The organism is Sphingopyxis sp. 2PD, assembly GCF_005503695.1.
GTDB lineage: Bacteria > Pseudomonadota > Alphaproteobacteria > Sphingomonadales > Sphingomonadaceae > Sphingopyxis.
Genome location: NZ_SCMU01000006.1, coordinates 25,620 through 50,252, shown reverse-complemented (window position 1 = coordinate 50,252; position 24,633 = coordinate 25,620). Strand labels below are relative to the sequence as shown.

The window sequence follows — 24,633 nt, the reverse complement described above, 5'->3', positions numbered from 1 at the left end:
AAAATGACCAAGAGCTTACGCGCTGACACGATGGCCACCGATAGCGCTGCTCTCGAGCAGTTGCTGCAGCGTCAGCGCAAGGCCCATATTGCGGACGGTCAGGCGAGCGCGGATTTGCGAATTGACCGGCTCGATCGCTGTGCTGCCTTGCTTCGCGACTATTCCGCGCGGTTCGAAGAGGCAATCAATGCCGATTTCGGCAACCGGTCGCGCCACGCATCGGCTATCACCGACATCATGAGTCCGCTTGGCGCGCTGCGCGACTGTCGGGCCAATCTGCGCAAATGGATGCGCAGCGAACGACGGCCGGTCGAACCGAGGTTGCTCGGCCTCTTCGGCGCCCGGTCGGAAATCCGGTTCCAGCCCAAAGGCGTGATCGGCATCATCGCGCCGTGGAACTTTCCGGTGGGTCTCGTCTTCTCTCCGCTTGCCGGCGTTCTGGCTGCCGGGAACCGGGCGCTGATCAAGCCGTCGGAATTCACGCCGCGAACGTCGGATCTGCTCCAGCAATCGATCGCCGAATATTTCGCGCCTGACGAGGTCGCGGTCGTGACAGGCGGTGCCGATGTGGGGGCCGCCTTCGCGGCGTTGCCCTTCGATCACCTGATATTCACCGGCGCCGGCTCGGTCGCAAAGCATGTGATGCGCGCTGCCGCGGAGAATCTCGTGCCCCTGACGCTCGAGCTTGGCGGGAAGAGCCCTGTGATCCTCGGTGCGAGCGTGGACATGCCCGTCGCCGCAGCGCGGATCATGGCCGGAAAAACCCTGAACGCCGGTCAAATATGCCTGGCGCCTGATCATATATTCGTGCCTCGTGGGCTACGCGACAGCTTTGTCACCGAGGCACGGCAGGCGACCGAGGCGATGTTCGGCTCCCTCAAGGATAATCCTGACTACACGGCCATGATATCGGACAGGCACTTCGAGCGCGTGCGCGGCTATGTCGCGGACGCGCGTGAGAAGGGTGCCACGATCGTCGAGATCAACCCCGCTGGCGAGACGTTCGAACAGCAGGAGCATCGCCGGATACCTCCGACACTCATTCTCGATGCGACCCGCGACATGGCGGTGATGCAGGACGAGATATTCGGGCCGCTTCTGCCGGTCGTTGCATATGACAGCGCCGAGGAGGTTGTGGCGGAGATCAATGCGCACGACCGGCCGCTTGCGCTTTACTATTTTGGATCGGAAGCGGGCGAACGCGATCGCATCATCGATGCCACGACCTCGGGCGGTGTGTGCGTCAATGACGTGATCATGCATTGCGCGCAGGAAAATCTGCCTTTCGGCGGCATCGGGCCTTCGGGTATGGGTGCCTATCACGGGATCGACGGCTTTCGCGAATTCAGCCATCGCAAGGCGATCCACACTCAGCTCGGCAGGGATCTGGGGCCGATGAAGCTTTTCAGGCCGCCCTATGGCGCCAAGCTTCGCGCCTTCGTCGACAAGCAGATCGGAGCGGGCGCCCGGTAGAAGGAGCTAGCCGTCGAATTTGAACACGCTGTCCGCGCGCGCCAGACCAATCGACTGATCGGGGACGCATTGGTACATGAGATATTCGACGGCCCTCCCGTCCCCCCGACCCTCGGCGACCGCCATCACATGGTTCAGCCAGGAATAGCGCGCGTGGCTGGTTTCGAAGCGGGGCTGCGTCGCAAAATAGGTCTCGCCGAAATCGACCGTCTCGCCGGCCTTGTATTTGGCCGCAGCCTGCGGCGTCGTGTTGGCGACCCCGAAATATTGGACGAAGATGTTCGCCATGTCGTGGGTGACGATGACGAGCCGAACGTCGATGTGAAAGACGCCCTCCTGGTCGATCAACTCGAACTCGCCTCCGACAGGCGCGACCGTGCCCTTGATACGTGGGCCTTCGACGGTGCCGCCGCCCAGCTGCCACACGTTGCGGCGACCCTTTGGTATCGGTCCGATCGGATAGCGGTTGCCCAGATCGACGCGCATGCGCAGCAGGGGTTCAAGGTGCATGCTCTTCTCCATCAAGTTGGAATGCTCGGCTGCTACGGGCTGTCGTTTGGAAGCGGGCAGCGTCGTATCCTAAGACGGGCCGCGATAATAATCAATTGACCAATTAACTTGCCACCTGACGTCCGCTTGCCTATCGATCGGTTTTAGGAAGACGCTGCGCGCGCAAGTGGCGAGCCGGACGTATAAGGATGGGAGACAGCTGAGATGAAAGGGACAGCAGCAGCGCAGACGCCCGTGATCATCGCCGTCGGCGAGATTGTGGACCGCCCGGATGACCCGGGCAAGGCGCTCGAACCTGTGGCGCTGATGGCAGAAGCGCTGCGCCGCGCGGCGGCGGAAACGCCGGCCGTTCTCGGCGCGCTGGACTCGATCGATCTCGTCGGACAGGTCACCTGGCGCTACCGCGACCCCGTAGCTCTTCTTTGCGAGAAGCTCTCGATCGGCCCCGCCCGTGCCCAAAATGCCAGCATGGGCGGCGAAACGCCTATTCGCCTCCTGCACGAGGCAGCACTCCGTATCGCGCGGGGTGACAGCGCCGTTGCCGCGATCGTCGGCGGTGAGGCCGTCAATGCGATGGGCAAGGCGCGCAAGGCCAAGGCGAAGCTCGACTGGACCCCGCTCGCTCCCAAAGAGGAAACCGTCGCGGTCGACTTCGCCTCGCTTCCGATGCGCAAGGCCTCGAAAAAGCTCGGAATGACTGCGCCCGTTCATATCTACCCGCTCTATGAGAACGCCTTCCAAGCCGCCCGCGGGCAGACCCCGGCCGAGGGCCGCGCCGCTGCCGCCGAACTCTGGGCGGACTATGCCAAGGTAGCCGCGTCCAATGAAACCGCATGGTTGCGTTCCGCGCCGGGAGCGGCAGAGATCGGCACGCCTTCGGAGAGCAACCGGCTGGTGGCCTTTCCCTATCCCAAGCTGATGGTCGCGAACCCTTCGGTCAACCAAGCGGCCGCGATCGTCGTGGCAAGCCTCGAATGGGCCCTCGCCAACGGGATTCCCGAAGAGCGGCTGATCTATATCTGGGATGGCGCGGCAGCGCAGGAGCCCGGGGATTATCTGGAACGCGACCGCTATGACCAGTCGACCGCGCAGCGCGTGGTTCTGGAGCAGGCAGTCGAGATCGCTGGCGGCGATGCCTCCGCGATCGATCTGGCGGAAATGTACAGCTGCTTTCCGATTGTGCCCAAGATGGCGCTCGAGACGCTGAAGCTGCGGCCGGACGTCAAGCCGACGGTGACCGGCGGGCTGACCTTCTTTGGCGGCCCGATGAACAATTATATGAGCCACGGCGTCTGCGCGATGGTCCGGGAGATGCGGGCCGGAAAGGGAACCACAGGCCTTCTCTACGGCCAGGGCGGCGTCGTATCCAAACATCATGCGCTGTTGATCTCGACGCGGCCACCGGAGAAGACTTTGAGGCCGGACTATTCGGTTCAGGCCAGGGCGGACGCGTTGCGCGGCTCCGTGCCCGAATTTACAGAGACCTATGAGGGCGCTGCCACCGTCGAAACGCACACGATCATTTATACGCCGAAGGGCGAGGTCCTCCACGGCGTCGTGATCGCGCGCACCGCAGATGGCCAGCGAACGATCGCGAAGGTACGGCGTGACGATGATCGATCGATCTTGGTCCTCTCCTCGCTCGACGCCAATCCCATCGGCACGTCCGGCCATATTCGCATCGATGCCTTTGGCGCCCGAATATGGGAGGTAGGCGAGAAGCGCGACCGGCGCGCGGCGCCGCACCGCTTCTGTCTCGTCGAACGCGACGGGCCGATCACTCTGGTCACGATCAATCGCCCCGACGCGATGAACGCGTTGACGCCATATGCGAACGAGGAGCTGGCCGAGGTTTTCGACGACTTCCAGGCTGATCCCGATCAGTGGGTGGCCATCCTGACGGGGGCCGGCGACAAAGCCTTTTCGTCGGGCAATGACCTCAAGTTCACCGCGCAGTCGATGGCTGCGGGGTTGCCGCTCGAGACACCGACCAAGGGATTTGCCGGCCTCACCGCGCGCTGGGACAACAACAAGCCCGTGATCGCCGCGGTAAATGGTATTGCCATGGGTGGCGGCTTCGAGATTGCATTGGCCTGCGACCTCATCATCGCGGCCGAAGGCGCCGTTTTCGCTCTTCCCGAGCCCAAGGTTGGCCTCGCCGCTCTTGCGGGGGGGCTCCACCGTCTGCCGCGGCAGATCGGCCTCAAGCAGGCCATGGGCATGATCCTCACCGCCCGCCGCGTATCGGCCGCTGAAGGTCTGTCGCTTGGCTTCGTCAATGAAGTGGTGCCGCAAGACGAACTGCTCGCAGCGGCGCGGCGTTGGGCCGATGACATCGCCGCGTGCAGCCCGATGTCGATCCGGGCTTCCAAGGAGGCCGTCATGAAAGGCCTGGACGAAAGCGACCTCGCGGCCGCCTATGGGAACCAGACGCGATATCCGGCGATCGGAGCGCTTTTCCGGTCGGACGATGTGCGCGAGGGGCCGCTCGCGTTCGCCCAGAAGCGGCCACCGGTCTGGAAGGGCCGATAGGTTTTCTCGGGGTCTGCCGGGAAGGAGAGGGGGAATGGGTGTGGCGACAGCTTTTGATCTGACCGGGCGCGTGGCGCTCGTGACCGGCGCTTCGTCCGGACTTGGCGCGGGCTTTGCGCGCGTGCTCGCTGAGGCCGGCGCTAAGGTGGTCCTTGCGGCGCGGCGTGTCGACCGGCTCGAGGCAGAGGTCGATGCGATCAGGGGGCAGGGCGGCGAGGCGCTCGCCGTGGCCCTCGATGTCACGGACGAAGCCTCGACAATAGCGGCCTATGATGCAGCCGAGGCAGCTTTCGGAACTGTCGACACGATTGTCGCCAATGCGGGTATCGCGAGCGACAACGCCGCCCTGCACCTCACCGCCTCGCATGTCGACGATCTGCTCGCTGTCAACGTCCGGGGCGCCTTCCTGACCGCCACCGAAGGAGCGCGGCGGCTCGTGGCAGCGGGAAGCCGCGAGCGCGAGCATGGCCGAGTCGTCATCATCGGCTCTATCACGGCCGAGCGGGCGCTGCCCGCGGCGTCCGTTTACGGCGCGACCAAGGCCGCTGCGCGCCATATGGCCAAGGCATTTGCGCGCGAATGGGCGCGGCGCGGCATCAATGTGAATGTCATCCAGCCTGGCTATTTCGAGTCCGAGATGACGGCGGAGATGGTCGGAAGTGAAGCGGGGCAGGCCTATATCGCTTCCTTTCCGCGCGCCCGCTTGCGCCCGGCGAGCGATCTCCACGCGCCGCTGCTGTTTCTCTGCTCGGACGCATCGCTCGGGATAACCGGTACGGTCATCACCGTCGATGATGGACAATCGCTATAAGACATCCTTGCGACTTGCCTCTCCCGCTTTGGCTCCGGAGGGGGCGTTAGCCTCCGGTCAGCGCAGAAACTGGCCGTCGTCGACCTTGAGGATCGTCCCGGTGACCGCTTCCGAGGCGGGCGACACCAAATAGAGCAAGCTTGAATCAAGTTGCTCCGGCAAACCCAGCCGCTTGCGCGGAAAGGTGCCGATAAAGGCGTCGCCGGTCCGTGACCGCATCCCGTCCATCATCTCGGAATCGAACGAGCCCGGGGCAATGCAATTGACGTTGATATGAAAGCGCGCCCATTCGATCGCCAGGGCTTCGCTCATCCGCACGACCGCAGCCTTGCTCGTCGCATAAAGGGCGGCACCCTGCCTGGGCGCCACAAAGGCCGCTATCGAGGCTATATTGACGATCCGCCCGTGTTGCCTGGCCTCGATGAGCCGCGTTGCAACCTCGCGCGCGAAGAGGAAGGGCGCACGCACGTTCACGTCGAGCACGCGATCGATGAGATCGAGCGGCATGCGCGTTGCGAGCTGCGCATCGGGAATGCCGGCGTTGTTGATGAGGATCCCGGTTGTTCCGAAAGCCGCCTGCGCCTTATCGACAGCCTCGACGATTTGCCCCGGGTCAGCGACATCGGCTGCGACGGCGGTCGCTCTGCCGCCCGCCGCCTCTATCTCGGCGACCAGCGCTTCGAGGCGTTCGATACGTCGGCCGACGACCGTAACGGCGGCACCCGCCGCTGCGAGCGTTTTGGCAAAGCGGTGGCCGAGCCCCGACGAGGCCCCGGTGACGATCGCAGACTGGCCCGCGAGAAGCGAGGCATCCTTCGGCGCGGCGGTCATCGCGATGTGGCTCCGGCAGATTTGTCCCTGGCCCAATATTCGTCGCGGATGAGGCGTTTGTAGAGCTTGCCGGTGTCGAGCCGGGGGAGCGCTTTCGAGAAGTCGATCTGACGAGGTGCCTTGACGTGACTGAGCTTCTCGCGCGCGAGCGCGGTAAGTTCAGCCGCAAGCGCGTCACCGGCGTCGGACCAGTGGACGGGCTGAACGACCGCGATCACGCGCTCGCCCATCTCTTCGTCCGGTCCGCCGATCACGGCGACGTCCGCGACCTTTGGATGTGTCACCAGCAGATTCTCGATCTCCTGCGGATAGATGTTCACCCCACCCGAGATGATCATGAAGCTCTTGCGGTCGGTGAGATAGAGATAGCCTTCCTCGTCGACCCAGCCGATGTCGCCGAGCGTCGTCCATCCCTCCGCATGCCGCGACTCGTCGGTCTTGGCAGCGTCGTTGTGATACTCGAACCGCGGCCCGCCGCTGAAATAGATCGTGCCTTCCTGCCGAGGCGGAAGCTCCTGTCCTTCTTCGTCGCAAATGTGGAGCTTCGTCGTCAGGGGCCTGCCGACCGAGCCCTTGTGAGCGAGCCACTCCTGAGGCCCGATGAAGGTCCCGCCATTGCCTTCGGATCCACTGTAATATTCATGAATGATCGGACCGAACCAGTCCATCATCGCTTCCTTGACCGGGACCGGGCAGGGGGCGGCGGCGTGGACCACGGTGCTCAGCGACGAGACGTCATGGGCGGCGCGCTCGCCCTCCGGCATCTTGAGCATGCGGATGAAATGAGTCGGCACGAATTGCGCGATCGTCACCTTGTATCGCGCGATGGCGGCGAGCGCCGTCTCGGGGGCAAAGCGCTCCATGAGAACGACGGTGGCGCCAAGGCGCATCATCGCCATCGTCCAGCGGAGCGGTGCCGCATGATAAATGGGGGCAGGGCAGAGATAGATGCTGTCCGCCGACGCGCCGTAGAGTTGCGTCGCCACCATGACGACCGAGTCCGGCTTGTCGATGGGCTCGCCGCAGATCGGGCTCGGCTTGATGCCTTTCGGCCGTCCCGTCGTGCCCGACGAATAGAGCATGTCATAGCCCGCCTGTTCGTCGGCGACCGGGACTGGGGGCATTGCGCTGCGCTCGGACTCGAAATCGAGATAGCCCGCGATCCGGCCGCCTGTTGCGAACAGGTCGATATCGAGGTCGCGCCGCGCGATTTCCGCCGCGACCTCGCCTTGCGCGGCCGAAATGATGAAGATCCGGGCGCCGCTGTCGCGCAATATATATTCGACTTCGTCAGCCTGGAGCTTGTTGGAGATGGTGACGAAGTAGAGGCCTGCACGCTGGGCAGCCCAGGCGATCTCGTAAAAAGCGGGCGAATTGGGAAGGCACATCGCGATCGTCGAGCCGGGAGCCAGTCCGAGGGCCCTAAATAGCTGCGCGCCCTGGTTCGAGCGGCGGTCGAGATCGGAATAGCGCAGCGCCTCGCCCGTTTCGGCCATGATCAGGGCGGGCTTGTGGGGCGTCGAGCGGGCATGGATCGAGGGATGCATAGTGTCCGTCCTCTCAGGGGATCATCACGGCCTTCACGCACCGTCCGGCGTGCTGGTCGGCAATGGCTTCGTTGATCTGCGATAGCGGATATCTGCGAACGAGACGGTCGAAAGGCAGCTCTCCCGCCTTGTAGAGCTCGATCATGCGGGGGATGAACATATCGGGTAGGCTATCGCCTTCGATGATGCCCATCACGATATGACCCGCACCGACCAGTTGGTTGATCGAAAGACCCAGCCGATCGTCGGCGGGGCTTGCGATTCCGACAAGTCCGAAGGTCGCGCGCGGCGCCAATGCAGTCATCGCGGATTCGATGACCTCTCGCCGGCCTGTCGTGTCGAACGCATAATCGACCCCGACCGGGACGATTTCGCGGATTGCCGTCGCAAAGTCGGCGGAGGCCGGATCGATGACGTGCGTCGCACCAAGTTCGAGCGCCAGGGCCCGGCGTTCCTCCCGCGGCTCGACAACGAGGATGGTGGCACATTCCTGGACCTTGGCGCCGAGGACCGCACTCAGCCCCACCGCGCCGGCGCCGATCACAAGAAGCGACGAGCCTTTGGGGCAGGCGAGCGAGTTCATCACCGCGCCCACGCCCGTCTGGACACCGCAACCCAGCGGGCCAAGCAACTCGATCGGCAGCGCTGGGTCGACGCGGACGGTGTTGCGTTCATTGGCAAGTGCATAGGATGCGAATGACGACTGGCCGAAGAAGTTCGCACTTGCGGGTTCTTCGCCGACACAGAGCGTCCGGCTTCCGTCCACTCGGCAGCCGCCATAGTTCATTTGTGCGAAGCGAACACAATAGGCCGGCCGGCCCTCATCGCACCGGGGGCATTCGCCGCAGCTGTTGAAGGTCAGTACGACATGATCGCCAGGGCGCACCTTCGACACCCCCTCGCCGACGCGCTCGACGATACCCGACCCTTCATGGCCAAGCACCGCCGGCGCCTTCATGATCTGGAGACTTCCGCCAAAGGCAAGGTCGGTATGACAGAGGCCGACGCCCGCGATGCGGACCAATATCTCGCCCGGCCGCGGATCTTCGAGCATGATATCCTCGATATCCCACCGCCCCCCCGGGGTGCGGGCTACCGCGGCGAATGCTTGCTTGGCCATGCTCCATCTCCCATGCGCCGTCGCCGTTCGTCCATTGTCGAAAGGGGCAGCGGCGATCCTTGCTCGCGTGGAATTATCAATTGGCAAAAAAATAATCAATCAACTAATGAAATTCTCTGATGCTCGTGATGGGCGCTGACGCGAAGAGTGTGAGGGAGAGTGACAGTGGCCGGGGACGCGTTTCGTGAGGATATTTTCAAGAACAGGACATTGTTCGTCGCCGGAGGGTCAGGTGGCATCAATCTCGCGATTGCCGAGCGATTCGCCGAACTCGGGGCGAACATAAGCCTCATAAGCCGCGATGCCGAGCGGGTGTGTGCAGCCGCCAGGAGCATTGATCCGGGTGGTGCGCGCGCAATGGGGCTCGCCGCCGATGTTCGCGATTTCGAGGCGGTGGACGCAGCCTTCGCTGCGACGGTCGAACGGTTCGGGGAGATCGACTTCGTCGTTTCCGGTGCTGCTGGAAATTTTCTGGCACCGGTGATTGGCATGTCCGCAAACGCATTCAAGACGGTCATAGACATCGACCTTCTGGGCACTTTCAACGTGATGCGCGCTGCGTTCGACCATTTGCGCAAACCTGGCGCGTCGCTCATCTCGATTACGGCGGGACAAGCCATTCGCCCGACGATGTTCCAGGCGCATGCCGGCGCGGCAAAGGCAGGGATCAACAATCTGACCCAGACGCTCGCGATGGAGTGGGGGCCAACCGGCGTTCGCGTAAACGCCATCGCTCCGGGGCCGATCGGCGATACTGAAGGCATGCGCAGGCTGACCGCATCGGAGGCTGCGACCGCGGCGTTGAAGAAACGGATTCCGCTGCGCGACTATGGCGTCAAGCGCGACATCGCCGATCTCGCGGTATTTCTTTGCACCCCCAATGCAAAATATATCACCGGAGCAATTCTCGATTGTGACGGAGGTTCTGTGCTCGGTGACGCGTCGGCAGACGCCCTCACTGTCCCGCCGCGATAGGCAAGGACCGCTCAGCCTTCGAGGAGGTTGTCCTGTAGCCGGCCAAGATCGCTATCCGAGAGGCCGAGGACGTCCTTCGCGAAGCTGGATATCGAGCCATGCCGCCACTCCAGTTCGCGAAAGGCAGCCTCGATATAGCTGCGATCGGCGCGCATAAGGATTTCGAGCGCATCGGGCGCCAGGCGTTCCATCCACTTTCCTTGCATGCCCGCCGCCGCCGCACTCGCGGTCAGGCGTTTCCAGTCGAGCAGTTCGGCCGTCTTGCAATAGTCCGCGATGATATATTCCCGGCGAATTCCGATGAGATCGAGCAATAGTGCGATGGCGATGCCGGTGCGGTCCTTCCCGGCCGAGCAGTGGATGAGCACCGGCAGGCTGCCTGCGGCGATATGGCGATACAGGCTGGCGAGATGCGTCGCGTGCCTGTCGGCCAGGCTTCGGTAGAAATGCCGCACTGCTTCGGCATAATCATCGGGCTTGAGGTCGCGCGCAAACAACCGCTGATCGCCTGAAAGATCGATATCGCCCTCGTCCCAGACCAAGGTAGTGCGCTTTTCCGCAAAAGCCGGAACGGTCGGATGGAGCGCGCGCTCGCTGGCCAGGCGCAGGTCTGCGATCGTGGAAATCGCGTCGAGCGATTCGTTGCGGATATCGTCGCTCGTCAACTCGTCCAGCCGGGCGGACCGCCATATCAGCCGTCGCTTCAAAACCCTGCCATCGCGGGCCGGATAGCCGCCGACCTCCCGAAAGTTCTGGCCGCCGGCAAGTGCGACCAGCCGGTCCTCTTCGATCACGACAGTCTCGGTCATATGATATCCCACAAAAAGGTGCGCCCGTGCGCCGCGTTTATCAACCAGTCTCGGGTTTCCAATCTGTGACGCCATTCCCTTCGACTTTGGCGTCATCGCCCGGTGCCCGGGCTCCATCCCCGCTCATGCTAGACCGGAAGAACCCGCCCCAGCCTTATTATGTGATTGATTAATTGATTGTGCAACCCGGTCGGGGGATGCTAGCTCACCGGATCAGCAATGGAAAAGGTCCGCGGATGACAGGCAAGCCGCTTCGCGTTCAGGTCGAAAGCGCCGAAGACGTAGCCGTCGTGCGCTTCGCCAATCCGCCGCACGGCACCGTCTCGAACGGCGGTGCGGCGGACCTTGTCGCGGCGATCAGGCCCCTCCTCGCGGCGGCCGAAACACGAGCGATCATTCTCACAGGCGGTCAGGACGGCATCTTCATCCGCCACGCCGACGTCCGGCAAATTGCAACTTCGCTTGAACGCGTAGGCATGGGAAGCGTCGATCCGCAAGCCTTTGCGACCAGCGCATTCGCCGAACTCGGCGCGATGCTCGACGCCGCCGAAAAGCCGGTGATCGCCGCGATTGACGGCCTGTGCATGGGCGGCGGCTTCGAAATTGCACTCGCCTGCACCATGCGGATCGCATCGCCCGCCGCCACCGCGATCGGCCTTCCCGAAATTCGCCTCGACATCTTCCCCGGCGGAGGGGGAACGCAGCGGCTGTCGCGACTGGTCGGACGCCATCGGGCCCGCCTGTTCATGCTCCGCGGCGACGTCATGACGGCCAGCCAGGCGCTGGCGGCCGGCCTTGTCGATGAAGTGGTCCCCTGTGCGCTCGATCGTGCCCTCGAATTGGCCGGCATGTTCGCCGGCCGTTCGACCGCCGCGGTGTCCGCGATCCTGCGCCTGACGGCCACTGACGAAGACCGGGAGAGGCTGGCCGCGGAAGCTTGCCGGTTTGGCGAGCTTGGCCTCACCGGCGAGGTGCTGCCGGAGGCGCTCTTCCAGTTCGCAGAAGGCGATGTCGGACTTGAAGCGATGCGATGAAGGGGCTGTGCGCAGCGTCAGGCGTCAGGCGTCAGGCGTCAGGGCTCCGGCGAAACTCTGACGACGAGCTTTCCGTCGTTGCCCCCTGTAAACAGCAGGTCGAGCGCGGCCACCGCCTCCTCGAGCCCGTCGACGACATGATCCTTCCAGGCAAGCCGGCCCTCGGCAATCCACGACGAGAGGTCGGCGAATGCTCCAGGCGCCTGGCGAAGATAATCGATCACGATGAAGCCTCGAACGGTCAGGCGCTGCATGAGGATTCGCCCGAAGTCGCGCGGCCCCGGCATTGGCCCGTCCTCATTGTAGGCGGAGATCATTCCGCACAGCGCCATGCGGCCATCCTTGCGGAGACGCGAGAAAACGGCATCCATGATCGGACCGCCGACATTTTCGAAATTCATGTCGATACCTGTCGGGTACAGCCGGTCGAGCGCGACACCGACATCCTCGTTGCGATAGTCGATCGCCGAATCAAACCCCAGCGTCTCGGTAAGCCAGCCGCATTTTTCCGGGCCGCCGGCAATCCCGACCACTTGCGCGCCCTTGATGCGGCCGATTTGACCGACGATCGAGCCGACGGCACCCGCCGCCGCGGACACCGCCAGGACTTCGCCTTCCCGAGGCTTGCAGATGTCCAGCAGCCCGAAATAGGCCGTCAGTCCCGTCGCCCCGAGGACCGACAAATAGGCCGTCAGCGGAACTCCAGCCTGCGGCGCGATACGACGCGATCCGCGCTCATTCGCTATCGAGTAAAGCTCCCAACCGCCGGTCGATGGCAGGACGAGGTCCCCGACGCGAAAGCGGTCCGAGCGCGAAGCCTCGACGACCCCGATCGTGCCGCCGCGCATGACGTCGCCCACACCGACCGGAGGCAGATATTGGTCGCGATCGCTCATCCAGAGCCGGTTCGTCGGATCAAGCGAAAGATAGAGGTTGCGAACCAATATCTCTCCGTCCGCGAGCGGGCCTATGGGCGTTTCCCGCAGTTCCAGGTCCGCAGCGCCAGGCGCGCCTTGCGGACGGCGCTTCAATATCCATTGGCGGTTCTTCATATCCTATCTCCTTAAGCGCGGGACAGCGACCAGAGCCAATTCCCATCCGGGGCGCGCGGCGACCCTTTCACAAGAAAGTCTGACCATGATTGCCATCAAATTCTGCCTGCGGCGGTTGCCCGCTCTCACATTGTCCGAATTTCAGGACTATTGGCTCAATCAACATGCACCGCTTGTTCGCAGCGTTGCCGAGACGCTTGGCATCCGCCGCTATGTCCAGTCGCACGCCCTTGACGACGACGGGCTTACCCGTGCTTTGGCTGGCCGCGGCTGCGAGCTTCCGCCCTACGACGGTATTGCCGAGCTTTGGTACGATAGCGCGGCTGCCGTGCGAGCGGCGGGTATGACCGAGGCAGGACGCGCCGCAGGCAGGCTGCTGCTCGCCGACGAGAAAAGGTTCATCGACCTTCCCAACTCGCCCATCTTCTGGGTTCAGGGGCACGACATCATCAGCAATGGATAGCGGCGGGCGAATGCGCCGCCCGCCGCTATTTGTTATCGGCTCCAATCCGTCAGCCAAAGCTTCGACGTCAAAGCCTTTCGATGATGATCGCCGGCGCCATGCCGCCGGCGGCGCACATGGTGACCAGGCCATAGCGGCCGCCCGAGCGTTCGAGTTCGTCGAGCGCGGTGCCGATCAGGATCGAGCCGGTCGCGCCGATCGGGTGACCGAGCGCCATCGAACCGCCGTTGATGTTGACCTTTTCACGATCCAGATCCAGGTCGCGGATGAACTTCTCGGCAACGACCGAGAAGGCCTCGTTGATTTCCCAGACGTCGATGTCGTCCTTGGTCAGCCCCGCCTTTTCGAGCACCTTCTTCGCCGCCGGGGCCGGGGCGTTGAGCATCAGCGTCGGGTCGTCGCCGATATTGGCATAAGCGACGATGCGCGCGCGCGGGGTCAGGCCGTTCTTCTCGGCATAGGCTTGCGACGTGAGCAGGATCGCCGCGGCGCCGTCGACGACGCCCGACGAATTGCCCGCATGATGGAAATGCTGGATTTCGAGGTCGGGATAGCGGCGGTTGATCTGCTTGCGGAAGGTCACCCCGCCGCCAAGATCGAAATCGGCCAGGCCGCTGAAGCTGGGCTTCAGCGCGGCAAGCCCTTCGGCGGTCGTTTCGGGGCGCGGAAACTCCTCGCGGTCGAGCGCAACGCTGCCGTCTGGGTTAAGGACGGGGACGACCGACTTGCTGAAACGTCCTTCCTTGATCGCCTTGTCGGCGCGCTGCTGGCTGACGAGCGCGAGCGCATCGAGAGCCTCGCGGCTGATGCCTTCCATCGTCGCGATCGCGTCGCCGCAAATTCCCTGGTGCGATTGCGGGTGGAGCGTGTCGAGCGCTTCATGACCCGATCCCATCATCTGGGGGGCAAGGCCGGCGTTGGCCTGCTCAGCGGCGTGGCTGGCGGTAAAGCTCATCATTTCGGTGCCGCCGGCGATCACGCAATCTTCCATACCCGACATCACCGACGCCGCCGCGAAGTTCACCGAACTGATGCCGCCGCCGCAGAAGCGGTCGAGCGTCGTGCCGCTCGCCTTGATGTCATAGCCCGCCGAAAGCGCCGCCATGCGGCCGAGGTCACCGCCCTGCTTGCCGACCTGGCTCGACGTCGACCAGACGATGTCGTCGACCGTTGATGTGTCGAGATTATTGCGGTCGCGGATCGCAGCGAGCACCGTCGCGGCAAGATGCTGCGGGTGAAGGTGCGAAAGCGCGCCCTTGCCGGGCTTGCCGATCCCGCGCGGGGTGCGGACGGCGTCGATGATATAGGCTTCAGTCATGAAAGCATCCTTGCAAGAAGTTGGTCCGATCCAGAATTAGTCGAGCGATTAATTTAATCCCTCGCTTCGATCAAGCGAATTGGTCGGTGCGGACGGAGGGCTCGGGAGCCCGACCGGCAGCGAGGCTGCATGCAAAAAACGCTTGCCTCGTCGCATAATCAATTGAATGATTAAATAGAGCCAATTGTTTGCGGCCACCTGATGGGAGAAAATCCGGATGAGCTTTTTCGATAGCTTCACGATGACGATCGGCGGCAAGGCCGTCTCGTCGAGCGAGACGATCGATGTCATCAATCCGGCAACCGAGGAGATCGTTGCCAAAGCTCCCGACTGCTCGGAAAAGCAGTTGGATGACGCCGTGGCCGCCGCCCGCGCGGCCTTTCCCGGCTGGCGTGCTACACCGATCGAGGAGCGGCGGCGCGCGGTGGCCAGGATTGGCGAGGTTCTGACCGAGCACCAGGCCGACTTCGCCCGTCTGTTTACGCTTGAGCAGGGACGCCCGCTCGACGGCGCGGCGCAGGAGATCGCCTTCGCCGCCTATTGGGCCAATGAGGTATCGAAGCAGGACATTCCGGTTACCGTCACCGAGGATAGCGCTTCAAAACGGTCCGAAACGCGCCACGTCCCGCTCGGGGTGGTCGCGGGCATCGTACCCTGGAACTTCCCGGTCAATCTCGCCGTATGGAAGATCGCACCGGCGCTGCTTACCGGCAATACCCTGGTGCTCAAGCCTTCGCCCTTTACACCGCTCACGATGCTCAAGTTGGCCGAGCTTCTTCGCGAGCATCTTCCGCCAGGCGTGTTCAACGTGATCAGCGGCGGCGATCGCCTTGGCCCTTGGCTGACCGCGCATGAGGGCATCGACAAGATCAGTTTCACAGGCTCGACCGCGACTGGCAAGCGCGTCATGGAAACCGCGTCCAAAGGCCTCAAGCGGGTGACCCTCGAGCTCGGGGGCAATGATGCGGCAATTGTCATGCCCGATGTGGCGCTGGATGAGGTGGCCGACAAGCTCTTCTTCTCGGCCTTCGCGAACAGCGGCCAGATCTGCATCGCGACGAAGCGGATGTATGTGCACGAAGATGTGTATGACAAGGTGGCGGATGCACTTGTCGCGCGCGCGCGCGCCGCGAAGGTCGGCGACGGGCTCGACCAGGGAAGCAATTTCGGACCGATCCAGAACCGCCCCCAGTTCGAACGTGTCAAGAATCTCATCGAGGACGCCAAGCAGCAGGGGCTGCGCTTCCTTGCCGGCGGCGACGTTCCCGAAGGAACTGGCTTCTTCGTTCCACTCGCGATCGTCGACAACCCACCCGAGGATAGCCGCGTGGTGCAGGAGGAGGCTTTTGGCCCGGTCCTCCCGCTGCTGAAGTTCCGCGACATCGACGAGGTGGTCGCTCGTGCCAACGCCTGCGAATATGGTCTCGGCGGCTCGATCTGGTCAGCCGACACGGAGGCCGCAGCGGACATCGCGTCGCGTCTCGAGACGGGAACCGTGTGGATCAACGACACGCTCTACATCATGCCCTGGACGCCCTTCGCGGGTCACAAGCAATCGGGGATCGGCGTCGAGAACGGCAAGGAGGGACTGCTCGAGTTCACGGTGCCCCAGACGATTACGATCGCCAAATAGGTCCAGCGGAGCTTGGCGTCGGTCTCGGCGCGAGGGGGCAGAATCGTGCGGCTGCGGCTGGAGGCGCCACGCCTGGGCCGCGGCGCCTTGCGTCCTTCCCGCGCAGCTCAACCGGGGCGGCGCGCCGTCAGTTCGCGCGCGGGTCGGCCGAGATTCCCCTGATAAGGTTGTTGCAGAGCTCCGATACGTAGCGGCGTTTGAGATCGTCGTTGATCTCCTCAAGGCCGAACACATGTCGCGCCTGGTGGCGTGAATGGAACAGCTGGTCGCAGGCCCCGACGATCATGAAATAGAAGACCAGAGGATCGACCTCGCGGAAGATGCCCTTGGCCCGGCCTTCTTCCAGAATCGCGCGCTGCGCCTTGGCGACCGGCAGGCTGATTTCCTCGGCGATCTGCTTGCCATAATCGCCCGACGGCTCGTTGGCCAGCTCGTGCATCAGCCGGTTGACATAGGGATATTGATAATAGGTGTTGACCATGCCGCTGATGTGGATGCGCAACTTGTCCTGCGGCGAAATATCCATTTTCAGCAGCTGCTGCAGGTCCGCCATTCCCTGACCCAGCCGGCGGCGAAGCAGCGCCATCAGCATGCCCGCCTTGTTGCCGAAATAATATTTGACCAGCGCAGAATTGACCCCGCTCCGCGCAGCAATTTCGCTCAACGAAATATCGGTCGTACCCCGCTCGGCCATCAATTGTCCCGCCGCTTCCAGCAGTCGCTCGCGAGACTCCGCTGTCGACGAACCGCCTTCCGCCTCGATCTGCACCTTCATTCGTCACTCCCTGTGGTCGTCCCGGCACGACCATCCCCTGCAATCGGCCCGCCGCAGCTTGCGGCTAGCCGTTCGGATATGGCGTAAATTAATTGATTGAACAATATATTCCCACGCCCTGTGGCGGCGGCGCTGGTCCTATTTGCCAGCCGGTCCAGGCGATAACCTCCACAGCGTTCGCCAGATATAGATGGCCTGCGCGACGCTTGCCTGAAATTATCTATGCGATTAATTGATGGTCCATCGCAATTGAAAAAGTGAGGAGAGTGAGGCCATGGACCTGCAGTTCAGCCGCGCCGACAGGGCGTTCCAGGCCGAGGTTCGCCGCTTCTTCGAAACCGAGTTCCCGCCTTCTGTCCTGAACAAGGTTCGCACCGGTCAGTTTCTCCGCCGTCAGGATTATGAAGCCGCACAGCAGGCGCTCCAGGCCCGTGGCTGGTTGGCTGCCAGCTGGCCCCGCGAGTTCGGAGGCACGGGATGGACGCCGGTCGAACGCTATCTGTTCGAAGAGGAAATGGAGCTGGCGGGCGCGCCGAACCTGATTCCGATGGGCCTCATCTATATCGGGCCGATCATCTGTGCGTTCGGCACGCCCGAACAACAGCAGCGCTGGCTGCCCGACATCCTCTCGTCGCGCTCCTTCTGGGCGCAAGGCTATTCGGAACCCGACGCGGGGTCCGACCTCGCCAGTCTCGCCTTTTCGGCGGTACGCGATGGCGACGATTATATTCTGAATGGCTCCAAGATATGGACAAGCGGCGCCCACATCGCGGACTGGATTTTCTGCCTCTGCCGGACTTCGCACGAAGAAAGAAAGCAGGACGGCATATCGCTCATCTGCGCCCCGATGAATTGCGAAGGCATCAGCGTGCGGCCGATCGTTTCGATCGATGGCGCGCATGAGCTGAACCAGGTCTTCTTTACCGACGTCCGTGTTCCCGCCGCAAACCGCATCGGGGAGGAGGGGCGCGCGTGGCATTATGCAAACGTCCTTCTCAAGAATGAGCGCCTCTCTTACGCGCATGTTGGCCGCAAGAAGCGCGACCTTGCGACCCTCCGCACGATGGTCGCGGGCGACCGCGCCTTCGCCCGGCGGCTTGCCGATGCAGAATTTACGGTGATGGTGCTCGAACAGCAGGTTCTGAAGGCGCTTGTGCATGGAAGCGATGCGGCCACCGTCGCAAGTCTGAAGATCGGTTGCACGCAGGCCGCGCAGTTGATCACCGAGCTGTATATCGACCGGGCAGGGGAGCATGCGGCGCCCTTTTTCGATCGCTCTCGTTCCGACTGGCATGAGGCGACGCCGCTCATTCCCGAGTTTGCCGCGGTCGCCACGGCTTCCTATTTCTTCGAGCGCGCGCAAACGATCTACGGGGGGACCACGGAAATTCAGAAGAATCTGGTCTGGCGCGCCATCGACTCCGCTCGCTGAGCGTCGGTCGCGCTCCGTGCCGTCATGTTTCGGCGCATGTCACGCCGGGAGGCGCGACGGTTCAGCTTGATCGCGCATCATTAATTGGGTAATTAAAATGCTGTGACTTTACGGTATGGCAGCGAGAATAGCATATGATGGGAATGGCGGACGGCAAGGCGATGCTTACGGGCTTGAAGGTCGTCGATCTCACAACCGTCGTCTTCGGACCCTATTGCACCCATATTCTCGCTGAGCTCGGCGCCGACGTCATCAAGGTCGAAGTGCCGGGAAGCGGGGACTCTTTTCGCTGGTCGGGCAAGGCGGCCGCGACCCACGGCATGGCGCCTGCTTTCATGGCAATCAACGGCAGCAAGCAATCGATCGCCCTCGATCTCAAGACCGCTGCCGACCTCGAGACGATGAAGAAGCTTCTGTCGGATGCGGATGTGTTCGTTCTCAATGTCAGGGGCAAAGCCGCCGAACGTCTCGGCTTGGACTATGAAGCGGTAAAGGCGATCAAGCCCGATATCATTTATGCGCATTGCGTCGGCTTCGGTCAGGATGGCCCCTATGCCGATCTACAGGCCTATGACGACGTCATCCAGGCAGCGTCGGGGACGGCAACGCTTCTCCCCCGCGTCGATGGCGATCCGCGCGCGCGCTATCTGCCCTCGCTGATCGCCGACAAGGTCGCCGGTCTTCATGGGGCGCACGCGGTGCTCGCCGCCATTATCCATCACATGCGGACTGGCGAGGGTCAGCTCGTTGAAATTCCGATGTTCGAGGTCTTCACCAATTTCATGCTGCTTGAGCATCTCGGCGGTCTGGCCTTCGACCCTCCCAATGCTCCGGTTGGCTATTTTCGCCAGATCGATCCCGATCGCCAGCCTTTCCCGACCTCCGACGGCTACGTGAGCATCGTCGCTTACACCGACGAAAGCTGGTCGCGGATATTCGAACTGCTTGGCAATCCGGGCTTCCTCGATCAGGACGCGTTCGCAACCCGCAAGGCGCGGGGGCGCAATCTCCCGCTCCTTTACCGCGAAATAGCAAGGTTGACGCCAGGCTTCACGACCGCCGACCTCGTTGCGCGCTGCCATGCCGCGCAAATCCCGGCTCAGCCTGTCCGTGACCTCGCCGACATCATGAATGATCCGCATCTTGCCGCCACCGGCTTCTTCGAAGCCTATGAGCATCCCACCGAAGGACGGTGCTTCCGGATGGGGCATCCTGTCCGCTTTGGCGTATCGCTGGGAGGAGCCGGCAAGGTCGCCCCGGCGATAGGCGAACAGAGCGAAGAAATCCGCCGATCCATCTCCGGATGACCGCTTTTGGTGCGGGCCTCGAATCCCGCATCCGAAGCCAGATTCCGCGCGATGACGGCATTGTGTGAAGCCACCGCCCGAAACAAGGGCGGGGCAAGGAGCAGGAGAGAAGATCATGCGCGCCAGACTGCGCCAAGAGGCTGACTGTATTGCGGTTTACGCCGTCACCTTCCTCGTTTGGGGCGCCATTTTGATGACGATCGCCGCCAAGCTCTGACCTTGCCGCGCAAGGCTCGCACTCCCGGCAAGATCGATGCGGCTTGATCGCGCCGCTGCGCCGGCCAAACCGGCACACCGCCGTGCGATTGGCTCATTGCCCCATGGAGAGTTTGAGCTGGGCTCCGGTAATGCTCGCCGCCTCGTCTGAAAGCAGAAAGGCGACGACGCGAGCGGCCGCCTGGGGCGAAATCCAGTCGCTCAGGTCAGCATCCGGCATGTCCGCCCGGTTCGCCGGCGTACCGATGATGGACGGCAGCACTGCGTTCTTTGCCATCGTCGGTAGTCAGAAAGGACGCGCGCAACTGGCCGTTGTCAAAACGGGCCTGTGCCGAAATCATGCTTCCTTTGATGATCGCAGAGGCGTTTTCGGGACCGAGGTTCGATGCGCGCCTCGGCGTTTGTACGTAACCCTGTGCGGCAAAGATACATCCAGTTCCGGTGCCAGTTGGAGTTGCACATCTCCCGATCAAACGCATGATCGCGGTCACGCCACATTTGCAGGCGTGTGACCGGGTTCCGCTACGTATGTCCAGGCGCAAGCTAAAGGTAGCGGTTCGTGCCCCGATGTGCGTTTCCTTTGCGCGGTCACTCTTTTTTTGAAAACGATGCTCGATTATTTTCAGATTATTAAATAGCGGCCGGAATTTCCGAGGCATAACTTCCCAAGTGCGACTCATTTCGGTCGCGATTTCGGAAGGAAGATGTGATGAAACAGCAGGACAGCAGTGACCTGATCGACCTCGGCGCCGTCGGCGTCGAGACCCGAGGCATCGAACCGGTCGGTCCCCGCGATGAAGATACCAACGAGCACTTCCTGCTCGTCGGCGGCATCACCGCTGAAGACTGACCCTCAGGGCGGCGCGCCGCGCTGCGGCGCGCCGTACCTCTGGCACAGCCATCGCATGGACCCATCTTACGACATCCGGCCAGGGCTGCACTTTTGCCGCTTCGAAAGCGAATATGTGTTTCTGGACTTGCCTGCTGGCCGCTATTTCCTGATCCAGGGGCGGACGTCGCAAGCTTTTGCGCATTTCCTCGACCAGCGCGCCAGCGACGACGAACAGGCTGTTCTGCTTGATCAGCAGCTCATCGGTCCCGCTGGCGGATTGGCTATCGGGAATCTGCCCCTGCCGCCGGCCGTCACAGCGAGCCTCATCGACCAGCCTCTCCCCGATACGCCTTGGCTCGATACCCTCAGGGCGATTGCGGCCCAAAGGCGAGCGCGCTTTGACATTGGCCGTATTCCGGTTTTCGAGATCACGCGGCGGATGGGTGAGCGCCTCGAAAAACATTCTCCCGAGAGTCGGCAAGAGACCTATATTCGTGTCGCCGCCGCGTTTCACCGTGCCCGGCGTTACGCGCTTGCCACGGATCGGTGCCTCGAGCGGGGCATTGCGATGCGCCGGATCCTTGCGCGCGCGAGGTGCGACGCCCGTCTTGTCTTTGGCGTGACATTGCCCTTTGCTGCCCATTGCTGGGTTCAGGCTGGCGAAGCGGTGCTGACCGACCCGCTCGATGTCATCCTTCGCTACAAGCCGATCTTGGCGGTCTGATGACCGGTGGATTTCGCATCGAGATCGCTTTCGCAGAGGATGGTTTGCGTCGTCGCTCGCAAGCTCGCGGTGCGGCTGATTTCAGTTGCGGAAATGTGGCGGTTTGGTCGCGCGAGCCGCTGCAGCACGTGGATGCGCGGAGCATCATCATTGGTCGCCTGTTCGAAAAATTTAGCGCGGTGCCGCCTGCCATTGAGTGCCCCGGCCAAGTCCTCACGGCCGAAAAAGGACGAAAGCTGCTGACGGATTTTTGGGGCGGCTATGTTTTTGTTCATATCGGCCGGAACGGGGCGGTGACGATATTCCGGGACCCGTCCGGCGCGCTGCCCTGCTACGTAAAACGGGAGGCCGACGGAATAAGCATCGCCGGCGATATCACGGAACTCGCTTCGCCGGGTTCCGGCGCCGTCGATTTGGGCGAAGTCGCGCGCGTGCTTTCAAGCGGCGACGCGCGCGGGCGTCGCACATGTATCGAGGGGATCGAGGAACTGATAGCCGGCGAATGCCTTGCCGTTGCCGATGGCAAGGTGGCACTCGAGAGCTGGTGGACCCCATGGGACCATGTCACGCCGCGCGCGAACAAGGACTTCGAGACTTTCGCTGAGGACCTGCGCAACATCGTTTGCGGGGTCGCGGGGACATGGTCGCGCTGCTTCTCGTCGATATTGCTGGGCGTATCCGGAGGTCTCGACTCATCGATCGTCGCCGCCGGCGCCGCACCTGCCGCGCGCGGGCTGACGTGTCTGACCCTGTTCGGGCCCGATGCCGATGGCGACGAACGACGATATGCGCTGGCCATGGCGACGCATCTCGGGCTCAATATTCGCGAAGTGCAGCGCGAAATTGGCGATATCGACGTCGGCCGCGCCTCCGCGCCCAATCATCCCTGGCCGATCGTGCCGATCGGGCGCCAGACGAACGAGGCGATCCACGAACGGTTAGCCAGAGAAATGCCGGTAGATGCTTATTTTACCGGCAATGGCGGCGACGCTGTTCTGTGCAGCCTGCGGAGCACCATTCCCCTTCTCGATCGCGTCCTGGCGGAGGGCCCGTCCGCACGGCTCGGAACCACGCTGCGCGACATATGCCTGCTGACCGGCGCCGACCGACGCACGGTCCTGCGCCATGCCTGGGATCGCCATCGCCGCCACGGGGGACGGCATCAGATCCGGTTCAACGCAGCGGGGCTGCAGCCGGACGCCGCGAGGGTGGCACGGGCCGCCGGGGCCACGCACCCTTGGCTCCGGCCGCCGCGTGACATTCTGCCCGGAAAGACCGTTCATGCAGCCTATCTGATGCGAACCCAAAAGAGCATCGAGCTCTATACCGCCCGCTCGTGAGCATGACGGACGACCAGAAGGCCTGCAACTTTTCAATATGCTCGTCCCAGTCGTCGATTGCGCCATCGAAAATTGGACCCAGAACCGGATCGGCCCTGACGCGCGCGTAAAATTCCGGAACGAGTTTCGTGAGGTCCTGCTCCGAGAGCTCAAGTCTCATCCTGTCTTCCATATCAGGCCGCCACGGCGTCTTCATAGGCTTGCGCCTCTGCGGCGATGAGAATGTCGGCGAGCATCCAATAGGCTTCGCCCCAGGCCGCCAGCACCTCGTCGGTCGCGACATCGGGGCCGAGTACATCGCGGATCGCAGGAAGCAAGGCTTCGGCGACATAGGGATAATGCTCGGCCTTGACGCCGGTTTCGACATGGCGCGCGACCATTCGCGAGACGGCCGGGCCAAGGTTCGCGAGCTTGTCGATGTTGCGGGCGTAGGCAAGGATCGCACCGGCAAGCCGTCGCGGCTGCTCGCCGCTGCTCTGCGCGGCCTTGTCGAACAGGGCCTCGATGGCGGGATCCCGAAAGAGCCGCGCGTACATGGCGGTAGTGATCTCGACGCCATGCTTCTCAAGTGCCGGCGCGGTCGATTTGACGATGGTCATGGCATGGGGAGAGGCGGTGCGCATGCTGTGTTCCTTTGTCTCGATTGGTGCCGCGGCTGTCAGGCGGCGGGATGATAGGTCAGGATATCGGTCAGGGCGTCCGTCAGTTCGTCGCCCGTCAGCGGCTTTTCGATCAGCCGGGCGCCGAGCGCCGCGGCGGAGGCGCGGAGGGTGCGGTCAGGGTGCGTCACAAGCAGAATGGCCGGCGACGCGTTCCCCTCCGCGCGGAGGCTGGCGAGCCATGCCAGTCCGTCGCCGCGAAAACCCTGGTCGATGACCAGGCACATTCGGCTTGTGGGGCGTTCGGCGTCGCCGCGAACGTCGAACCCTTCGAGCGTCAGCGAAAACCGGAGTGCGGAAAGAAGGGCAGGATCGCTCGCGAAGAGTATCACAGGGTGGTCCATGTCCTTCCTCCGTTGCCCGGAGCCGCGGTCAGGCAGCCTTCTTCCAGTTGGGTTCCAGCGTCACGTGCGGCGGGCACTCGGCCACCGGGCCGACGGGCAGGCCGGCAAGCTCGTTGGCGAAGCCGTGGTTGACGTCGCGGTGGTGCGCTTCGTCGGCGCGAACCACCAGGACGACATCGCGTAGCGTCGCATCGGCGGGGAGGCCCCAATAGTCCTTCGCGATTTTCGGTGCCGGCACATTGGCGCTGCGGCCTTCGTCGATCTCGGCGAGATAATGCGTGTAGCTGATCACCGCCTCTTCCTCGAAATAGCCCACGACGCGGTGCGCAGTCTTGGAACTGATCAGGTAGAGCGCGAAGAAGCAGACATAGAACACCCACTGCACCCCGATGATCACGGCCCGCTCGAAGAGCGTCGGCTTCGAGATCTCGATGAAGGTCATCAGGTGCATGCGCTCATTCTCGGCCTCGTCCATGAGCGTCTTGATCCAGCCCTTGTCGTCGCACATGCGGCGCAGGCATGCGAGATGGTTGATCGTTGCGCCGACCATCCCCGGAACCGCGGCAACCGTTTCGAGAACGACAGCGCGGTGGCCGTAACGCTCGGCGAAAAAGGTGTCGGCGCACCAGCGCAGGACCTTGGTGAAGCCATAAGCGACGCGATCGGACATGCCCTTGGGGTTGTGATGGACGCTGAGATCGATGAAAGGTGCAGTCATTGGAACATCTCCGTTCCGGCGGCAGGGGTTCATAGATGCCGTCGATGGAGACGAAATAGGCCTGAACGAGGAGCACGGAAATTTGGATGATGTCCCTACCGTATCTCCCCTAAGGGATTTACCGGAGGTCCGCCGTGCCCGCCTGACGAGCCGCTTTCTTCCGCGCCTTCCGGTATTG

23 protein-coding genes and 2 pseudogenes are annotated in these 24,633 nt (G+C 63.0%); 12 read left to right on the top strand and 13 right to left on the bottom strand.

The features are described 5' to 3' along the window. Window positions 1-3: 3 nt before the first annotated feature. Window positions 4-1,473, top strand: coding sequence for a coniferyl aldehyde dehydrogenase (locus FFS18_RS07250; RefSeq protein WP_054586688.1), 1,470 nt, complete (start codon window positions 4-6; stop codon window positions 1,471-1,473). A 6-nt stretch (window positions 1,474-1,479) separates the two neighbouring features. Here FFS18_RS07250 and FFS18_RS07245 read toward each other — a convergent pair whose 3' ends face one another. Further along, window positions 1,480-1,983 carry a DUF3237 domain-containing protein gene (locus FFS18_RS07245; RefSeq protein WP_054586689.1) on the bottom strand — a complete coding sequence of 168 codons (504 nt, stop codon included), beginning with the start codon at window positions 1,981-1,983 and terminating at the stop codon, window positions 1,480-1,482. A 204-nt stretch (window positions 1,984-2,187) separates the two neighbouring features. Here FFS18_RS07245 and FFS18_RS07240 point away from each other — a divergent pair, with 204 nt between their 5' ends. Further along, the gene (locus FFS18_RS07240; RefSeq protein WP_054586690.1) at window positions 2,188-4,515 is read left to right on the top strand and encodes an enoyl-CoA hydratase-related protein; all 2,328 of its coding nucleotides are present in this window, start codon (window positions 2,188-2,190) and stop codon (window positions 4,513-4,515) included. 34 nt (window positions 4,516-4,549) lie between these two features. After that, window positions 4,550-5,326 carry an SDR family NAD(P)-dependent oxidoreductase gene (locus FFS18_RS07235; protein ID WP_054586691.1) on the top strand — a complete coding sequence of 259 codons (777 nt, stop codon included), beginning with the start codon at window positions 4,550-4,552 and terminating at the stop codon, window positions 5,324-5,326. Window positions 5,327-5,383: 57 nt separating this feature from the next. Here the strand turns inward: FFS18_RS07235 and FFS18_RS07230 are convergent, their stop codons facing one another. From FFS18_RS07230 to FFS18_RS07220, 3 genes are read right to left on the bottom strand one after another with little or no spacing between them, the layout of a single operon-like run. Next, complete coding sequence (locus tag FFS18_RS07230) at window positions 5,384-6,157, bottom strand: SDR family NAD(P)-dependent oxidoreductase (protein WP_054586692.1); 774 nt, start codon at window positions 6,155-6,157, stop codon at window positions 5,384-5,386. Continuing rightward, window positions 6,154-7,704, bottom strand: coding sequence for an acyl-CoA synthetase (locus tag FFS18_RS07225; protein WP_054586693.1), 1,551 nt, complete (start codon window positions 7,702-7,704; stop codon window positions 6,154-6,156). The genes FFS18_RS07230 and FFS18_RS07225 overlap by 4 nt, the downstream gene beginning before the upstream one ends. Window positions 7,705-7,717: 13 nt before the next feature. Further along, complete coding sequence (locus tag FFS18_RS07220; RefSeq protein WP_349304043.1) at window positions 7,718-8,758, bottom strand: NAD(P)-dependent alcohol dehydrogenase; 1,041 nt, start codon at window positions 8,756-8,758, stop codon at window positions 7,718-7,720. Between the two features lie 231 nt (window positions 8,759-8,989). Here FFS18_RS07220 and FFS18_RS07215 point away from each other — a divergent pair, with 231 nt between their 5' ends. Further along, window positions 8,990-9,799 carry an SDR family oxidoreductase gene (locus FFS18_RS07215; RefSeq protein WP_137870337.1) on the top strand — a complete coding sequence of 270 codons (810 nt, stop codon included), beginning with the start codon at window positions 8,990-8,992 and terminating at the stop codon, window positions 9,797-9,799. A gap of 11 nt (window positions 9,800-9,810) precedes the next feature. Here the strand turns inward: FFS18_RS07215 and FFS18_RS07210 are convergent, their stop codons facing one another. Beyond that, on the bottom strand, window positions 9,811-10,704 hold the full coding sequence (locus FFS18_RS07210; RefSeq protein WP_171005254.1) for a tyrosine-protein phosphatase: 894 nt from the start codon (window positions 10,702-10,704) through the stop codon (window positions 9,811-9,813). Between the two features lie 101 nt (window positions 10,705-10,805). Between FFS18_RS07210 and FFS18_RS07205 the strand changes: the two genes are divergently transcribed. Continuing rightward, entirely contained in the window at window positions 10,806-11,642 is an 837-nt protein-coding gene (locus FFS18_RS07205) for an enoyl-CoA hydratase-related protein (protein ID WP_120215217.1), read from the top strand. A 38-nt stretch (window positions 11,643-11,680) separates the two neighbouring features. On the opposite strand, the gene FFS18_RS07200 is transcribed toward FFS18_RS07205, so the two are convergent. Next, window positions 11,681-12,673 (bottom strand): NADP-dependent oxidoreductase, encoded by a 993-nt coding sequence (locus FFS18_RS07200; RefSeq protein WP_249340336.1) that lies wholly within the window; start codon window positions 12,671-12,673, stop codon window positions 11,681-11,683. 106 nt (window positions 12,674-12,779) lie between these two features. Between FFS18_RS07200 and FFS18_RS07195 the strand changes: the two genes are divergently transcribed. Then, on the top strand, window positions 12,780-13,157 hold the full coding sequence (locus tag FFS18_RS07195) for an EthD domain-containing protein (protein WP_054586699.1): 378 nt from the start codon (window positions 12,780-12,782) through the stop codon (window positions 13,155-13,157). Between the two features lie 67 nt (window positions 13,158-13,224). On the opposite strand, the gene FFS18_RS07190 is transcribed toward FFS18_RS07195, so the two are convergent. Continuing rightward, complete coding sequence (locus tag FFS18_RS07190) at window positions 13,225-14,475, bottom strand: acetyl-CoA C-acetyltransferase (protein WP_054586700.1); 1,251 nt, start codon at window positions 14,473-14,475, stop codon at window positions 13,225-13,227. Between the two features lie 217 nt (window positions 14,476-14,692). On the opposite strand from FFS18_RS07190, the gene FFS18_RS07185 reads away from it, so the two are divergent. After that, window positions 14,693-16,108: an aldehyde dehydrogenase family protein gene (locus FFS18_RS07185; RefSeq protein WP_088473837.1), complete on the top strand. Its 1,416-nt coding sequence runs from the start codon at window positions 14,693-14,695 to the stop codon at window positions 16,106-16,108. A 127-nt stretch (window positions 16,109-16,235) separates the two neighbouring features. On the opposite strand, the gene FFS18_RS07180 is transcribed toward FFS18_RS07185, so the two are convergent. After that, a complete protein-coding gene (locus FFS18_RS07180) occupies window positions 16,236-16,883 on the bottom strand; it encodes a TetR family transcriptional regulator (RefSeq protein ID WP_054586702.1) in 648 nt (215 codons plus the stop codon). Between the two features lie 274 nt (window positions 16,884-17,157). Between FFS18_RS07180 and FFS18_RS07175 the strand changes: the two genes are divergently transcribed. Both FFS18_RS07175 and FFS18_RS07170 read left to right on the top strand, forming a co-directional pair. Then, a complete protein-coding gene (locus FFS18_RS07175) occupies window positions 17,158-18,315 on the top strand; it encodes an acyl-CoA dehydrogenase family protein (RefSeq protein ID WP_054586703.1) in 1,158 nt (385 codons plus the stop codon). Between the two features lie 143 nt (window positions 18,316-18,458). Beyond that, a complete protein-coding gene (locus FFS18_RS07170) occupies window positions 18,459-19,622 on the top strand; it encodes a CaiB/BaiF CoA transferase family protein (RefSeq protein ID WP_054590046.1) in 1,164 nt (387 codons plus the stop codon). A 310-nt stretch (window positions 19,623-19,932) separates the two neighbouring features. On the opposite strand, the pseudogene FFS18_RS07165 reads toward FFS18_RS07170, so the two are convergent. Next, window positions 19,933-20,106, bottom strand: a pseudogene (locus FFS18_RS07165) (NAD-dependent oxidoreductase); the annotation flags it as partial. Window positions 20,107-20,547: 441 nt separating this feature from the next. Between FFS18_RS07165 and FFS18_RS17420 the strand changes: the two are divergent. The 3 genes from FFS18_RS17420 to FFS18_RS07155 all read left to right on the top strand — a co-directional run bounded on the left by FFS18_RS17420 (window position 20,548) and on the right by FFS18_RS07155 (window position 22,734). Further along, complete coding sequence (locus FFS18_RS17420) at window positions 20,548-20,688, top strand: hypothetical protein (protein ID WP_158213705.1); 141 nt, start codon at window positions 20,548-20,550, stop codon at window positions 20,686-20,688. A 115-nt stretch (window positions 20,689-20,803) separates the two neighbouring features. After that, on the top strand, window positions 20,804-21,394 hold the full coding sequence (locus tag FFS18_RS07160; RefSeq protein WP_158213706.1) for a lasso peptide biosynthesis B2 protein: 591 nt from the start codon (window positions 20,804-20,806) through the stop codon (window positions 21,392-21,394). Beyond that, window positions 21,394-22,734, top strand: a complete 1,341-nt coding sequence (locus tag FFS18_RS07155; RefSeq protein WP_137870336.1) for an asparagine synthase-related protein — start codon at window positions 21,394-21,396, stop codon at window positions 22,732-22,734. Before FFS18_RS07160 ends, FFS18_RS07155 begins: the two co-directional genes overlap by 1 nt. Here the strand turns inward: FFS18_RS07155 and FFS18_RS17705 are convergent. The 4 genes and pseudogenes from FFS18_RS17705 to FFS18_RS07135 form a co-directional block, all read right to left on the bottom strand. Next, a pseudogene (locus tag FFS18_RS17705) lies at window positions 22,709-22,894 on the bottom strand (group III truncated hemoglobin); the annotation flags it as partial. The gene FFS18_RS07155 and the pseudogene FFS18_RS17705 sit on opposite strands and share 26 nt — an antisense overlap. A 13-nt stretch (window positions 22,895-22,907) precedes the next feature. Next, window positions 22,908-23,357 carry a globin domain-containing protein gene (locus FFS18_RS07145; RefSeq protein ID WP_054586751.1) on the bottom strand — a complete coding sequence of 150 codons (450 nt, stop codon included), beginning with the start codon at window positions 23,355-23,357 and terminating at the stop codon, window positions 22,908-22,910. Between the two features lie 35 nt (window positions 23,358-23,392). Continuing rightward, a complete protein-coding gene (locus tag FFS18_RS07140; protein ID WP_054586752.1) occupies window positions 23,393-23,737 on the bottom strand; it encodes a DNA-binding transcriptional response regulator in 345 nt (114 codons plus the stop codon). Window positions 23,738-23,765: 28 nt separating this feature from the next. Next, window positions 23,766-24,455, bottom strand: coding sequence for an alternative oxidase (locus FFS18_RS07135; protein ID WP_054586753.1), 690 nt, complete (start codon window positions 24,453-24,455; stop codon window positions 23,766-23,768). Window positions 24,456-24,633: the final 178 nt, after the last annotated feature.

Coding starts and splice junctions, on each gene's coding strand:
- FFS18_RS07250 (WP_054586688.1), top strand. CDS start 4: ATGACCAAGAGCTTACGCGCTGACACGATGGCCACCGATAGCGCTGCT.
- FFS18_RS07245 (WP_054586689.1), bottom strand. CDS start 1,983: ATGCACCTTGAACCCCTGCTGCGCATGCGCGTCGATCTGGGCAACCGC.
- FFS18_RS07240 (WP_054586690.1), top strand. CDS start 2,188: ATGAAAGGGACAGCAGCAGCGCAGACGCCCGTGATCATCGCCGTCGGC.
- FFS18_RS07235 (WP_054586691.1), top strand. CDS start 4,550: ATGGGTGTGGCGACAGCTTTTGATCTGACCGGGCGCGTGGCGCTCGTG.
- FFS18_RS07230 (WP_054586692.1), bottom strand. CDS start 6,157: ATGACCGCCGCGCCGAAGGATGCCTCGCTTCTCGCGGGCCAGTCTGCG.
- FFS18_RS07225 (WP_054586693.1), bottom strand. CDS start 7,704: ATGCATCCCTCGATCCATGCCCGCTCGACGCCCCACAAGCCCGCCCTG.
- FFS18_RS07220 (WP_349304043.1), bottom strand. CDS start 8,758: ATGCTCGAAGATCCGCGGCCGGGCGAGATATTGGTCCGCATCGCGGGC.
- FFS18_RS07210 (WP_171005254.1), bottom strand. CDS start 10,704: ATGACGCCAAAGTCGAAGGGAATGGCGTCACAGATTGGAAACCCGAGA.
- FFS18_RS07205 (WP_120215217.1), top strand. CDS start 10,806: ATGCTAGCTCACCGGATCAGCAATGGAAAAGGTCCGCGGATGACAGGC.
- FFS18_RS07195 (WP_054586699.1), top strand. CDS start 12,780: ATGATTGCCATCAAATTCTGCCTGCGGCGGTTGCCCGCTCTCACATTG.
- FFS18_RS07190 (WP_054586700.1), bottom strand. CDS start 14,475: ATGACTGAAGCCTATATCATCGACGCCGTCCGCACCCCGCGCGGGATC.
- FFS18_RS07185 (WP_088473837.1), top strand. CDS start 14,693: ATGAGCTTTTTCGATAGCTTCACGATGACGATCGGCGGCAAGGCCGTC.
- FFS18_RS07180 (WP_054586702.1), bottom strand. CDS start 16,883: ATGAAGGTGCAGATCGAGGCGGAAGGCGGTTCGTCGACAGCGGAGTCT.
- FFS18_RS07175 (WP_054586703.1), top strand. CDS start 17,158: ATGGACCTGCAGTTCAGCCGCGCCGACAGGGCGTTCCAGGCCGAGGTT.
- FFS18_RS07170 (WP_054590046.1), top strand. CDS start 18,459: ATGGCGGACGGCAAGGCGATGCTTACGGGCTTGAAGGTCGTCGATCTC.
- FFS18_RS17420 (WP_158213705.1), top strand. CDS start 20,548: ATGAAACAGCAGGACAGCAGTGACCTGATCGACCTCGGCGCCGTCGGC.
- FFS18_RS07155 (WP_137870336.1), top strand. CDS start 21,394: ATGACCGGTGGATTTCGCATCGAGATCGCTTTCGCAGAGGATGGTTTG.
- FFS18_RS07145 (WP_054586751.1), bottom strand. CDS start 23,357: ATGCGCACCGCCTCTCCCCATGCCATGACCATCGTCAAATCGACCGCG.
- FFS18_RS07140 (WP_054586752.1), bottom strand. CDS start 23,737: ATGGACCACCCTGTGATACTCTTCGCGAGCGATCCTGCCCTTCTTTCC.
- FFS18_RS07135 (WP_054586753.1), bottom strand. CDS start 24,455: ATGACTGCACCTTTCATCGATCTCAGCGTCCATCACAACCCCAAGGGC.